Source organism: Chryseobacterium sp. CS2K3 (assembly GCF_059515185.1).
This window is the reverse complement of the sequence record NZ_JCAKRW010000006.1, coordinates 56,500-70,572: the sequence shown is the minus strand read 5'-3', so window position 1 is coordinate 70,572 and position 14,073 is coordinate 56,500. Positions and strand designations below refer to the sequence as shown.

Sequence of the window (14,073 nt, the reverse complement as noted above, 5' to 3'; positions counted from 1 at the left end):
ATATCATTAAATATTGAATGCAAAAAAAACCACACAAACAACTGTTAATGAACACAATAGACATCACAAAAACGTGATTTAATTAAATAAATAATTACATTTTCTCATTATACAAAAAAAAATAAATATTGAATAAAAAAGTTATTTATTAATTTAGTATACATAACATAAATTACAAGTAATAATTGCACATTAAAATTTAATAATTAGAATTTTAAAACTTATAGTTCACGACAATGAAAGGAAAGAAAGAAAAAATTACAGTCAAAAAATATAGTGCAATCATAAATCATCCCGTAAACGCATAATTTTAAGTAAATTTGCAAAAATTTAAATTGAAATGGAGAAAGTAAGAGTACGTTTTGCTCCAAGTCCTACAGGACCTTTACATTTGGGAGGCGTAAGAACTGCATTATATGATTACCTTTTTGCTAAAAATCAAGGAGGAGAATTTGTATTAAGAATTGAAGATACAGATACCGCAAGATATGTAGAAGGAGCTGAGGAATATATTGAAGAAGCTTTAGAATGGTGTGGAATCATTCCTGACGAAAGTCCTAAAAAAGGAGGAAAATATGCTCCTTACAGACAATCTGAAAGAAGAGATATCTATGACAGGTATACAGAGCAGATCTTAAAAACAGACTATGCCTACATCGCTTTCGATACTGCAGAAGAGCTGGATGCCGTTCGTGCAGAATATGAAGCAAGAGGTGATGTTTTCTCTTATGATAATAAAACCCGAAACAGTTTAAGAAACAGTCTTGCCCTTTCTGAAGAAGAAGTTCAAAGATTACTGGATGACAAAACTCCATATGTAGTAAGGTTCAAAATGCCTGTAGACAGAGTATTGAATCTTGAAGACATCATCCGTGGAAAATCTGCTGTTAACACCAATACATTAGATGATAAAGTTCTGGTAAAAAATGACGGAATGCCAACATATCACTTCGCCAACATCATTGATGACCACGAAATGGAAATTTCTCATGTGATCCGTGGTGAAGAATGGCTACCATCTCTTGGATTACACACTTTATTATATGAAGCAATGGGTTGGGAAACTCCGCAATTTGCACACCTTTCTCTAATTTTAAAGCCTGAAGGAAAAGGGAAACTAAGCAAAAGAGATGGTGATAAATTCGGATTCCCTGTATTTCCGCTTGATTTTAAAGATCCTGCAACAGGAATTGTGTCTAAAGGATACAGAGAAAACGGTTACCTTCCGGATGCATTCATTAATATGGTAGCATTATTAGGATGGTCTCCTTCTGATGATAAAGAAATTTTGTCTTTAGATGAAATGATTAAAGAATTTGATCTTCATAAAGTACATAAGGCAGGTGCAAGATTCAGTAAAGAGAAGTCTGAATGGTTTAACCACCAGTATATTCAGATGAAATCTGATGCTGAGCTTCTTGAAATGCTTAAAAATTCAGGTCTTGATCTTTCCAACGCTACAGATGAAAAGCTTCTAAAAGTAATTCCTCTGATGAAAGAAAGAGCTACATTCCCTAAAGATATTTATGAAAACGGAAGATTTTTCTTTGAAGCTCCGACCTCTTATGATGAAAAAGCATCTAAAAAAGCTTGGAATGACGAAACTTCTGCCATTTTAGGAGAATTAGCTGCCCAGTTTGAGTCTACAGACTTTGTTGCGGAAACATTAAAGCAAACGATGCATGATTTCGCGGAAAATAAAGGTCTGGGAATGGGTAAAGTGATGATGCCTCTGCGTTTATCTTTGGTAGGAGAGCTAAAAGGACCAGACGTTCCGGACATTCTGGAAATCATTGGAAAAGAGGAAAGTATCGCCAGAATAAGCAATGCTATAAATAATTTTAAATAAAATTACCATAATTTTTCATACATTTGAAAGATTTAATTTACTTCAAGAAATGGAATATTTAAGTTTCGAGCTTCCTATCAAAGAATTGATGGACCAATACCAGACGTGTTCTTTAGTAGGAGAAGAAAGTGGTGTTGATGTAAAATTAGCATGCAGCCAGATTGAGGATAAGATTTTAGAAAAGAAAAAAGAAATCTATGGAAATCTTACACCTTGGCAAAGAGTACAACTGTCCCGTCATCCGGATCGTCCTTATACATTGGATTATATCAATGGAATGGCAGACAAAGGCAGTTTCTTAGAACTTCACGGAGACAGAAATTTCGCTGATGACCCGGCAATGATTGGAGGATTGATTACCTTGGATGGTCAAAAAGTAATGATCATAGGGACTCAAAAAGGAAGAACTACAAAGGAAAGACAACACAGAAGATTTGGAATGCCAAATCCTGAAGGTTACAGAAAAGCTTTAAGACTAATGAAGCTTGCTGAAAAATTCAACATTCCTGTAGTAACATTAGTGGATACACCGGGAGCATACCCAGGATTAGAAGCTGAAGAAAGAGGACAGGGTGAAGCTATTGCAAGAAATATTTTTGAAATGGTTCAGCTAAAAACTCCGATCTTCACTTATATCATCGGAGAAGGTGCGAGTGGTGGAGCATTAGGAATAGGTGTAGGTAACAAAGTATATATGTTGGAAAACACATGGTACACCGTAATTGCACCGGAAAGCTGCTCTTCTATCTTATGGAGAAACTGGGATCACAAGGAAGATGCAGCCAACGCATTAAACCTTACTCCACAGGATGCACTGAGAGAGAAATTCATTGATGGAATCATCGAAGAACCTCTAGGAGGCGCTCACTATGATACGGAGACTACCTATTTAAACTTGAAAAATTCTATTTTACAAAATATTAAGGCTTTTTCTAAATTCACAGGACAGGAGCTTGAAACCCAGAGACAGGATAAATTCATTGCGATGGGTCAGTTTAAAGGATAAAAAACAAAAAAGGTTAAGAAAATTTCTTAACCTTTTTTACTTTAGTTTTCTTCTTCGTTACTCAGCAACATTGAGAGCGATCTCAATATCCTGAGTAATTTTCTTTAATGATGAGTATTTGGCATCACATACCATGGTAGTCAGTACATATTCTCCTTTATCTATCAGAATAAAATTCTGTCCTTTCGCAGGAACACTTAAGTTATAATATTTTTTACCACTGATTTTTACGATCAGATTACAGCTTGATCTATTCTTAATATTAATATATGCTTCATTTTTATTAATATCATTATTAAAAAGATGGGTAAGCATTGCTGCTGTCTTTTTATTCTCCTCACTTGGTCCCGAATTAGAGGTTCCTGCGCTTTTTGCAGACCCTGCTGAAGCATATGCTACTCTTCTCTCTTCTTTCAGCGCATTGATCGCATCATTTATTTTATCGGTATTCTTTATATTGTTTGAAGTGGCTGCTGTATTGTTTGTAGTGATTGTTTTCCCACTGTTCAGCTCATTATTTTTAACTATTTTTTCAATTTTCTCCTTACTGATAGGCTTAATAGTAGGTTTTGCTTCAGGAGAATTATCTGCCATAATAATTTCCATCAGCCTTTTTTTAAAGTAATCTGTTCTGGTGTGCCCCGGATTCTGCTTGATAAAACCGGCAATCACCCTCGCTTCTTTGGAGGTTTCAGCTTCTTGTTCTGTATAAATGATGACTGTTTCTTTTTCTACGACAGCTTTAGATTTTGTTTTTTTCTTTTTTTGAGAAAAACCCAGAGAGAAAATGCATATAAAAAGGAGAAAGAAGACTTTTTTCATTAATCAAATCTTTAAAATAGTATTAAATATATTAATAACGTGAAAAGTCGTTTTTTAGTTTATCATTAAAATCATTATCTTTGCACTGCTTTAAAATTAAGCTAAAAATTAATACTAATCTTAAATAAAAAATAATAGATATTATGTCTTATACACCAGTTGCTGCAGACGTAGCTAAATTAAGAAACCAAACAGGTGCAGGTATGATGGACTGCAAAAAAGCTCTAGTTGAAGCTGAAGGAGACTTCGAAAAAGCGGTAGATATCCTTAGAAAAAAGGGACAAAAAGTTGCTGCTAACAGAGCTGACAGAGAATCTACTGAAGGAGCTGTAATCGCAAGAGTAAATGAGGATAACACTTTAGGTGCTATTATCTCTTTAAACTGTGAGACTGACTTCGTTGGTAAAAACGAAGCTTTCATCGAGCTAGCTTACGAATTAGCTGAGATGGCAATCTTCGCTGCTACTAAAGAAGAATTATTAGCTACAGATTTCCACGGAATGACTGTTGCTGAGAAATTAATTGAGCAGACAGGTGTTATCGGTGAAAAAATCGAAATCGGTACATTCGAAAGAATCGAAGGACCATTCCTAGGAGCTTACATCCACGCTGGAAACAAAATTGCTGCCATCACTTCTCTTTCTGCAAAAGTAGACGGAGCTGATGAAGTTGCTAAATCTGTTTCTATGCAAGCTGCTGCGATGAACCCAATCGCTCTTGACGAAACTAAAGTTTCTCAGGAAACTATCGACAAAGAATTAGAGATCGAAAGACACAAACTTACTGAAGAAGGTAAGCCTGCAAACATTATCGACAATATCCTGAAAGGTAAAATGCAGAGATTCTACAAAGACAACACTTTGGTACACCAAGATTTCATTAAGGATTCTAGTATCTCAGTTGCTGACTATGTAAAATCTGTAAACGCAGATCTAAAAGTAACAGGATTTATCAGAGTAAGCTTATAATCCATACTTCAAAAAAATATTTGATCCCGATGATTTTCATCGGGATTTTTTGTGCTTATCTTTTTCTTTTAATAAGATATCTTCTGTTTATAGTTTAAAAACAATCATATTGGGGAAATTCAATAGAAGAAATTCATTTCCAGCCCCAAACGCACTCTGAATTACTAAATTTACATTCAGGACAGCAATTAATCAAGAATTGGAAATAAACATCAATATTTATTTCCAATTTTTCAAACATATTTGGATTTTTATTTTGTAGAAATCCTAATTCCCACATTCATGAAAAGATTTCTACTCAGTCTGGCATTAATTTTTTTATCAATTAATACCCTTTTTGCGCAAAGGGATACCGAGCATTGGATCGCTCCTTATTTTGTATCACCTGGCGTAAGTAATGTATACAATAACAGATTGTATATTTCTACTGATTCTGTCACTCCTTTTCCTGTCCAAATATTCAGTAATAATACTCTTCTTACAACGGTCACAGTGAGTAAGGGGAATCCACAGATCTATGATGTTGATAAAGCACGAATATCTTCTACTGCTGATGCTGATGCTTTTACTGTTATCAATAAAGGTCTATATTTAAAAGGAGATAAGCCTTTTTATTGTAGTTTAAGAATGGCTCAATCCATTCATGGTGAGATCATCACCAGCAAAGGGAAAGCCGGGATTGGTAAAAAATTCTATGTTGCGACCAGCCCAAGTACTTTTAATTTAGCTACAAATTCATTTTATAATTTTACTGCCGGTATTCTTGCTACTGAAGACAACACTAATGTGACTGTATCATGGAATAACAATGTTACTTTTACGAATAGCGGAACATTTACAGGAAATACAAAAACTTTTATTTTACAGAAAGGGCAGTCCTTTATTTTTACTGGAAATGATAACCCTTCAACTGACAGTAAAGGACTCTTTACCGGAGCAAAAATTGTTTCAGACAAGCCAGTAACGCTTACCAACGGGAGCTGTAATGCAAACTTTACAAAATCTCCAACCGGTTCCGATCCCATTCTTGATCAATCTGTTCCTGTAGAAAGGTTAGGTAATACTTTCGCAATGGTAAAAACCAGATCACTCAGACCAGAGTTAAATATGGAAGGAGGACTTATTATTGCTACAGAAGATAATACAGACATTTATATAAATGGATCAACCAATCCTGTTGCCAGCTTAAGTGAAGGACAATATTACAGAATTGATGAAACCAGCTATGCGCTTCAGCCTGGCGCTGGTAATCACTCCAATATGTATATTTCAGCATCTAAAAATATTTATTTATATCAGTTTATTGGAATTGAGAATAGTGATGCAACCAATGGCTTTAACTATATACCACCATTGAACTGCTTCTTACCAAGAAAAATTGATGAAATTGGTAAGATTAATGAAATGCCTGGTATTGCAACCAATTCAATTAAATTAAAGCTGAATATTTTAACAGAAACAGGAGCCACTGTATTGGTAAATGGTAACCCACCAAGTGCAGATCAGGGACCGTTTCCTTTAACAGGAAATACACAATGGGTAACATATGCAATACCTGAAGTGATAGATAATCTTGTTATTACTTCTACAAAAGCTGTAACAGCTGGTATCAATGGAGGATATGGCTCTGCAGGATATGGAGGGTACTTTGCCGGTTTCTCTTCTATCCCTGTAATTTCGAAAAAATCAGGAGAATGTGTTCCCGGTCTTATTCTGGAAGTAGATGACGGATATGAAACTTACCAATGGTATCGAAATAGTGTAGCTATTCCAGGAGCGACAGCTTATACTCATACCCCTACACAATCGGGAAATTATACGGTAAAAGTAACTATGGGAACATGCCCGCCTGTTACTACACCGATCTACAAAGTACAGAACTGTCTGAAATTAACTAAGCAGACTCTTGCCATCTGTGCTACAAAGGTTATTACACCAGCTTTCTCCTCTTCTACCCAGACTCCGGTGGCGACTACTGTAAAAATCCTTACACCTCCTACAAAAGGAACTGCAGTTGTAAATCCTAACGGCACCATTACTTATACTCCAAATGCCAATTATGAAGGTCCGGATAAAATAGTTTACACATTCTGTGGAGACAATGCTGAGTTTACAGATTGTGAAGAAATTACCCTTGAGCTAACTGTAGTACCTTTCGTGGTAAAAGATGCTTCTATTACTGCTTGTTGGTATGATGTAGATCCTTATGCTTACTTTGATCTTACGAAAGCTAAAGTTACAGATTACACTGCTGTTACTAAAAAATACTACCGTACATTAAATGACTTGAATGCCGGAATAAACGAAATTACTGCAGCGGATAAATTCCCGGCAACCGGAGGTTTTGTATTTGTGAAAATAACAACCAATGAAGGATGTACAGCCAATGCAAAAATTGAGCTCGTTCCTCTTCCTATTAAAAAATCTCCTGTCCTGGTAGATCAATATATTTGTATAGATGCCAGAACGAACCTGGATGCCGGACCTGGATATGATTCATACTTATGGAACACAGGAGCTACTACTTCCGGAATCAGAAATGTGGGTGTAGGTGAATATTCGGTAACTTTAAGTAAAAACGGATGTTTCCTTACTCAGATCGTAAGAGTAAAAAAATCCGAAGATCCTGTAATACAGACTATAGAAATTAGTAACAATAATGCATCTGTAATTGTAGCCGGTGGAAAAGCTCCTTATAAATATGCTGTTGACGGTACAGGTAACTGGCAAGATTCAAATACCTTTACAGGATTATCCAGAGGGCAGCATACTTTCTATGTAAAAGATGCTTATAACTGTACTCCTGTTGCGGTAGAAATTACAGTTCCAAATCTATTAAACGCGATTACTCCTAATGGAGATAATGTAAATGACTTTATAGATTACAGTGAATTGTCTTATAAGGATAACCTTTCTTTTGTAGTATATGACAGATATGGAAATATGGTATTTACCGGAAATAAATTCAACAACTACAAATGGGATGGAAAACATTTTGATAAGAAAATGGTAACCGGCACTTATTGGTACCATATCAATTGGAATGAATCTAATAAAGAAAGAACTCCAGTAAAATACACAGGCTGGGTGCTCGTAAAAAACAGAGAATAACAATTCGAATACAAAATTTCATAAACCACGATATTTAAATCGTGGTTTTTTATTATATTTTCAACAATACAATATATTTTATTATTAAATTTGTGATAAATACGATTACTGAATGAAGAAATTTCTATCTTTTTTACTATTATTTTATTTTTTCTCCTCAACATTCGCTCAATTGGACAGAGAACATTGGTTTGCTCCGATGGTAGACAGGTCCGGCGCACCCAACCCTTATCAGAAACTTTACCTTTCTACGAACAGAACAACTCCGTTTCCGGTAAGTATTTATAACAATAATGTACTGATTGGAACAGTTAATATCAGTAAAAATAGCCCCCAGAAATTTGACGTTTTAAGAAATTATATAATCACAACCCAACAAACCGATTTGTTCACACCCACAACAAAAGGTTTATACTTAAAGGCTGAATTTCCATTTTATGCCAACTTAAGATTTTCTGTATTCAATCATGCCGAAATCATTACCTCAAAAGGAATTCCTTCTACTGGAAATAATTTCTTTGCCGCATCAGCACCCATTTCCGTAAGCTATGACATTCTTAATTTTATGACCAGCGTTTTGGCTACGGAAAACAATACTACAGTTACCATTACAGGCTATAGCCCTTTAGTTCAGTTTTCAAATGGCACAACCGGAGCTACCAACCCTACAATGACATTTACCTTAAATAAGGGACAATCCTACATTATTGACGGAATTGGAAATATCACCGGCAACTTTGATGGGTTTATCGGAGCAAAAATAACAGCAAACAAGCCTGTAAATGTCACCAACGGAAACTTTAACGGACAATATGCCGGAAATTTCTCTACCAGCTCAGATATTTTAATGGATCAGGCAGTACCCGTCAACAGATTAGGAAATGAATTTGCTTTGGTAAAAGGCAACGGAAACATTGGTGCCAATATGGAAGGAGCGCTCGTTATTGCTACCGAAGACAACACTCAAATCTACGTAAACAATGAAACCATACCTGTTGCCACCATTAATACCGGAAAGTATTTTGTAATTCCAGACTCCAAATACAGCAATCAGGGAGGAGGACATTTTAACCTATATATTAAAACATCTAAAAACGCTTATGTTTATCAGCTTTTAGCAGGTGGCTCGGCTACCGGAAATGAAGTAGCTACGGGAGGATTCAATTTCATCCCTGCTCTCAATTGTTATCTTCCCAAGCAAATTAATGAACTCGGATTTATTGATGAAAACTTCGTTCTTTCAAACGGAAATCCTTCAGGAATCCTTAATATTCCTACAAAACTTAATCTTATTACTGAAAGAGGAGCCATCGTAAAAGTAAACGGAATAGATCCTCCCACCAGCAGCGGACCTTATAATATGACAGGAACTACCAATTGGGTAACCTATGGAATCCCGAATACTACCGGAACAATAACCATCACTTCTACCAAAGCCATCACCGGAGGAATTACAGCAGGAAGTGATGCGGTAGGCTACGGAGGTTTTTTCGCAGGTTTTCCTACACAACCTGTTATTTTAAAATCCGGTGGAGATTGTGCCCCCGGAATAGAGCTTACAGTAGACCCTATTATTTATGACACCTACCAATGGTACAGAAACGGAATACTTATCAACGGAGCTACCGGATCTTCCATCACCCCTACACAGTCCGGATATTATACCTGCTCCGTAACAATGGGAAGCTGTGCACCACTGGTTACTGAACGATACAAGGTCTTAAACTGCACCAAATTAACAAACACCGCTTATAATGTTTGTAACACACAAGCTATTACTCCAAGTTTCAGTAATTCAACTCAAACACCAGTAATAAGTACTATTGCAATTACTACTCCGCCCACATTAGGCACCGCTGTAATTAATCCGGCTACCGGAGTGATTACCTATACCATAAACACACCCGGAGTTGCAGGAAATGATACTTTCACTTATACTTTCTGCGGTAATGACACAGATTTCCCGGATTGCGAAACCGTCACCGTAAATATTAATATTACACCGATTACGGTAACAAATGTAACACTATCAGCATGTGATATCAACGGACAGGGAACATTTAACTTAACAACTGCCAATGTAACGTCTGCCTCTCCTGTTAATATCACGTATTACCCGACATTAGCCGACGCTCAAACAGAGAATCCTGCAACATTGATCACAGGAAACACCTCGTATACTGCCCCTAATGGAACAATCATTTATGCCGTAGTAAAAAACAATATCGGATGTAAAAGTATTGCCCAGATTACCCTTTCTCTATACAATAAAGCCATCGTTGTAGATAATTACAATGGAACCTTCTGTGATGATAATCTTGATGGAACAGTTGAAATTACGCTGTCTAATATAACGCCCATTGTATTAAATAACCCTACTTATTTTACAGTAAGATACTACCAGGATTTAACCAATGCTAATGCGGGAAACAACAATACTCTTCCTAATAACTGGAACTATACAGCACCTACTACAATTTATATCAGAGTAGATTCTCCGGATGGATGTGCAACAGTAATCAAACCTCTACAGCTTAGTATCGGTCCCAGAGTTCCATTATTAACAAGAGCTGTTACCCAAAGCGTATGCGATGATGACTTAGATGGTTTAAAGTCTGTAAACCTGGCACAATTTATCCCTCAGTTTACATTAGACCCTGGCGTGACATATACATTTCATGAAAGTCTTGCTAATGCACGAAACAATATCAGCCCGATTGCTCCAACAGTAAATATTACAAACTCTCAGACATTCTATATCCGTTTTGAAAAAAATGGAGTTTGTCCGGAAGTAGAATCTATTACAATCAACATTAAGATTCCTAAAAAATCAGATGTATTAATAGATCAGAGTATCTGCCCTCAGGCAACTACCAAGCTGGATGCCGGACCTGGATTTGATAAATATTTATGGAGTACCGGAGCCACCACTTCTTCTATTAATAATGTTCCTGCAGGAAGTTATTGGGTGGAGCTTACTTTTAATGGCTGCACTTACAAGCAATTGGTGAATGTTACAGAATATCAACTTCCGGTTATCAGCTCCATTGAAATTGATGGTACGAACGTAAAAATAGGGGTAACGGGCGGTAATCCTCCTTATGAATATTCTCTTGACGGAGTAATATGGCAAACCTCAAATATTTTTAATAATGTTCCGAGAGGAGCTCATCAGGTCTTCGTAAGGGATTCTAAGCGATGTGCAGAAGTAAAAAAAGAATTTGCTATTATTAACCTTATCAATACCATTACACCCAATGGGGATGGTCGTAATGAAGCCGTTGATTACTCTGCTTTAATGGCAAATGAAAACCTTGTTTTCAGAATTTTTGACAGATATGGAGCCGAGATTTTCAGAGGTAGCCCGGAAAACAGATATACCTGGGACGGAAGAGTGGGTGGCAGATATGTACCCACCGCAACCTATTGGTATTTTATCAGCTGGACAGAATTTGGATCAACAGTTTCCGTAAAGTATTCCAGTTGGCTACTGGTAAGACACAGATAAAGAATAAGGCTGAAATAACATGTTATTTCAGCCTTATTCTTTATATTTTTCGTCAAAATATAATTTTAAAATGCTTTTATAACACTCATTAACAAATTAATGCTAAAGTTTAATATAACTTTAACCACTATTCCTTATCTAAATAAGCACAAATTGCTGTATTTCTATGTAATTTTGCCAATTATATGAAGAAACTGTTTACTCTGTTGCTATTGATTTTTCTTGCAAAAATTAATGCTCAAACATACTCTGGAGAGGTATTCTTAAGAGATAACTCAATCCTGTATCTTAATCAGGTATATGTTACCAACCTTAACACCCAAAAGACTGTTCTTACCGACTATAACGGCAATTTTACAGTCCCTGCCAATCCCGGGGATGTTATCCGATTTACTTCTATTGTTACAGAAAGAAAAGATATAAAACTAACTCCACAATTGATGGAGCAGAAAAACCTGGTGGAGCTTAAGATTGCTTATTATGAAATTCAGGAAATTGTACTCAGCAGATTCAAACCTACCGGAAACCTTAGGTATGATGTAAATTCACTTAGAAAAGAAGATAAAGGACTTGCAATTAAAAAGGTAATCGGTCTTCCTGAGCCTAAAGGAGATGGAAATTCACCGGAACTACCTGTTGCCGGATTAAGAGATGGCGGACTTACTTTCAGTCTAGAAAGTATTTATGACGTTCTTTCCGGAGAAAGAAAGAAAAAACAACGTTATCTTGCTTATGAAAAAATGAATAGTTCTGTTACTCAGATTAAAAATTATCTTGGTAAAGACTATTTCCTGAGATTTAAAATCCCTGAAAACCTGATAGACAACTTTCTGCAATTTGTTTACAGTTCTGAAAATATTGAAGCTTATGTTCTTGCAGGAAATTTTGAAGCAATAAAAATCCCTATTGAAAAGTATCTTCCAATTTATCAGAGAAGATTAAGAAATTCTCACCTTCAGGAAATCGTTGACAGTAAATAATTGATTATATTAACAAACAAAAAATCCATGTACAATAATTGTGCATGGATTTTTTATTATATAATCATGATTATTGAAACTTTGTCTAATACTTTTCGCAAATATTCAAAAATATATGTAAATTTATGTCACGATCAAGTGTTTAAAATAAAAATAATACTATTTCGTTATTAAAAAGAAAGACTATAGACCTAAACACAGATTAAGAGAAGTACACCATTTCTAACTTAATATTTATTAATGAAAAGAATACTTTTACTTATTGGCTCAGTCATGTTTTTTAGTCTGTCTGCCCAAAAAAGAGGGAAAGACTATAGTAATATTATCAAAAGTAATAACATCTATGAAATCAACGCTTTTTTGAGGGATGCCCATCCCGATGATCCAAGACGCTCAGTACTGAAACCAAGGGTAATGGAACTGATGAAAGAATATATCAAAAACGCCCATCCCGCAGATCAGAAGGTAAAAGATATGCAGGAAATGCTTGCTTTGCTCCGAAGAAGACCTTCTACAAAGATTACTTTTGATGAAATGAATGCGATCATTAAGCAAAAACAAATTGCAAAATACAAGGCTGAGCTGGCCGCCAAACAATCTACCACGGTTTACACTCCAAGTAATGCCCAAAATACATTTGTTGTAAATACCGCTTCAAATGCAGCAATCCCCAATGCTGAAGCTGAAGAGTTTAACATGCTGATGAACATATCACCTGTAGAACATCAGAATAAAACGGTGAAAATCCTGAATTCTCTGTTTGATAATGATCCTAATGCAAAGGAGTGTATTGTCCTGATTCAGAATCAATCGGACTGTAATATTATTGTAAGAATGGAAAGTGTAGGGACCATAAAATACAGGCTTGCTATCCCCGCTCACAGTGATAACTCAATCGTTATTGAGAAAGGGCAATACCTTTTCAGCAGCCTGGTGTGCGGTGCACAGTATGCTTCACAAAAAACCATTCAAAAACCTATTATGGTAGCACTGGGAAGCACAACAGCAAAATAATCAAATCAATATAATAACTTAGCCATAGGTCTTTTAGTTTTAAAACCCCTTAATTCTATGTAAATTTTAGTATTTTTGCAGTCATTTTATAAATGACTCAATGGGCAAGAATAAATTAGCAAGATTTGCAGAAAACAAGATATTACCAAATGTAATTCAACCTACAAGAGAAGATGCTTTAGCAGGCTTTGAACTGAAAGGTAAATGGAGAGACAATTTCTTCAAAAATGATCATCCTATCGTTCTTGAACTAGGTTGTGGTAAAGGAGAATATTCTGTAGGACTGGCAAAAACGTTCCCGGAAAAAAACTTTATCGGGGTTGATATCAAAGGAGCAAGATTTTGGTTTGGTGCCAAAGAAGCAGTAGACAATGGAATGAATAACGTGGCTTTCTTAAGAACGCAGATTGAGCTTGTAGATTACTTCTTTGCAGAAAATGAAGTGGATGAAATCTGGATTACTTTCCCGGACCCACAAATTAAATATAAAAGAACAAAACATAGATTAACTCACCCTGACTTCTTAAACAGATATAAAAAGTTTCTTAAACCAGGCGGAATCGTTCATTTAAAAACAGATTCAGAGTTTCTTCATGGCTATACTTTAGGATATTTGCAAGGTGCCGGATATGAGATCATTTCTGCCCACCATGATATCTATGGAGCGCCCGAATATGATCCGGATACAGAACATTTGAGAGATATCAAAACATATTATGAAGAACTGTTCTCATCTAAAGGGAAAACAATTACTTATATTAAATTTCGTATCAACTAATGAACTGATTCAGTTTATTAATCTATCAAGGAAAAAT

At 35.7% G+C, this 14,073-nt stretch carries 9 protein-coding genes; 8 read left to right on the top strand and 1 reads right to left on the bottom strand.

Annotation, left to right across the window (positions count from 1 at the left end):
* The first annotated feature begins 340 nt into the window (after positions 1–340).
* Both gltX and AC5YGG_RS11840 read left to right on the top strand, forming a co-directional pair.
* The gene (gene gltX / locus AC5YGG_RS11845) at positions 341–1,849 is read left to right on the top strand and encodes a glutamate--tRNA ligase (RefSeq protein ID WP_496144698.1); all 1,509 of its coding nucleotides are present in this window, start codon (positions 341–343) and stop codon (positions 1,847–1,849) included.
* A gap of 49 nt (positions 1,850–1,898) precedes the next feature.
* Positions 1,899–2,855: an acetyl-CoA carboxylase carboxyltransferase subunit alpha gene (locus tag AC5YGG_RS11840; protein ID WP_315025801.1), complete on the top strand. Its 957-nt coding sequence runs from the start codon at positions 1,899–1,901 to the stop codon at positions 2,853–2,855.
* A gap of 57 nt (positions 2,856–2,912) precedes the next feature.
* Here the strand turns inward: AC5YGG_RS11840 and AC5YGG_RS11835 are convergent, their stop codons facing one another.
* Positions 2,913–3,677 carry a DUF6759 domain-containing protein gene (locus tag AC5YGG_RS11835; protein WP_496144697.1) on the bottom strand — a complete coding sequence of 255 codons (765 nt, stop codon included), beginning with the start codon at positions 3,675–3,677 and terminating at the stop codon, positions 2,913–2,915.
* Between the two features lie 143 nt (positions 3,678–3,820).
* Here AC5YGG_RS11835 and tsf point away from each other — a divergent pair, with 143 nt between their 5' ends.
* From tsf to trmB, 6 genes are all read left to right on the top strand, one after another.
* Positions 3,821–4,645 (top strand): translation elongation factor Ts, encoded by an 825-nt coding sequence (tsf, locus tag AC5YGG_RS11830; protein WP_068944942.1) that lies wholly within the window; start codon positions 3,821–3,823, stop codon positions 4,643–4,645.
* A gap of 282 nt (positions 4,646–4,927) precedes the next feature.
* Entirely contained in the window at positions 4,928–7,756 is a 2,829-nt protein-coding gene (locus AC5YGG_RS11825; protein WP_496144696.1) for a T9SS type B sorting domain-containing protein, read from the top strand.
* Positions 7,757–7,868: 112 nt separating this feature from the next.
* A complete protein-coding gene (locus tag AC5YGG_RS11820; protein ID WP_496144695.1) occupies positions 7,869–11,264 on the top strand; it encodes an FIDD domain-containing protein in 3,396 nt (1,131 codons plus the stop codon).
* 185 nt (positions 11,265–11,449) lie between these two features.
* Positions 11,450–12,244 (top strand): hypothetical protein, encoded by a 795-nt coding sequence (locus AC5YGG_RS11815; protein ID WP_496144694.1) that lies wholly within the window; start codon positions 11,450–11,452, stop codon positions 12,242–12,244.
* Between the two features lie 240 nt (positions 12,245–12,484).
* On the top strand, positions 12,485–13,258 hold the full coding sequence (locus AC5YGG_RS11810; RefSeq protein WP_496144693.1) for a DUF6759 domain-containing protein: 774 nt from the start codon (positions 12,485–12,487) through the stop codon (positions 13,256–13,258).
* A gap of 100 nt (positions 13,259–13,358) precedes the next feature.
* Positions 13,359–14,036, top strand: a complete 678-nt coding sequence (gene trmB, locus AC5YGG_RS11805; RefSeq protein ID WP_496144692.1) for a tRNA (guanosine(46)-N7)-methyltransferase TrmB — start codon at positions 13,359–13,361, stop codon at positions 14,034–14,036.
* Positions 14,037–14,073 lie beyond the last annotated feature (37 nt).

Excerpts from the sequence above, each read along its gene's own strand:
- gltX (WP_496144698.1), top strand. The coding sequence starts at position 341 with ATGGAGAAAGTAAGAGTACGTTTTGCTCCAAGTCCTACAGGACCTTTA.
- AC5YGG_RS11840 (WP_315025801.1), top strand. The coding sequence starts at position 1,899 with ATGGAATATTTAAGTTTCGAGCTTCCTATCAAAGAATTGATGGACCAA.
- AC5YGG_RS11835 (WP_496144697.1), bottom strand. The coding sequence starts at position 3,677 with ATGAAAAAAGTCTTCTTTCTCCTTTTTATATGCATTTTCTCTCTGGGT.
- tsf (WP_068944942.1), top strand. The coding sequence starts at position 3,821 with ATGTCTTATACACCAGTTGCTGCAGACGTAGCTAAATTAAGAAACCAA.
- AC5YGG_RS11825 (WP_496144696.1), top strand. The coding sequence starts at position 4,928 with ATGAAAAGATTTCTACTCAGTCTGGCATTAATTTTTTTATCAATTAAT.
- AC5YGG_RS11820 (WP_496144695.1), top strand. The coding sequence starts at position 7,869 with ATGAAGAAATTTCTATCTTTTTTACTATTATTTTATTTTTTCTCCTCA.
- AC5YGG_RS11815 (WP_496144694.1), top strand. The coding sequence starts at position 11,450 with ATGAAGAAACTGTTTACTCTGTTGCTATTGATTTTTCTTGCAAAAATT.
- AC5YGG_RS11810 (WP_496144693.1), top strand. The coding sequence starts at position 12,485 with ATGAAAAGAATACTTTTACTTATTGGCTCAGTCATGTTTTTTAGTCTG.
- trmB (WP_496144692.1), top strand. The coding sequence starts at position 13,359 with ATGGGCAAGAATAAATTAGCAAGATTTGCAGAAAACAAGATATTACCA.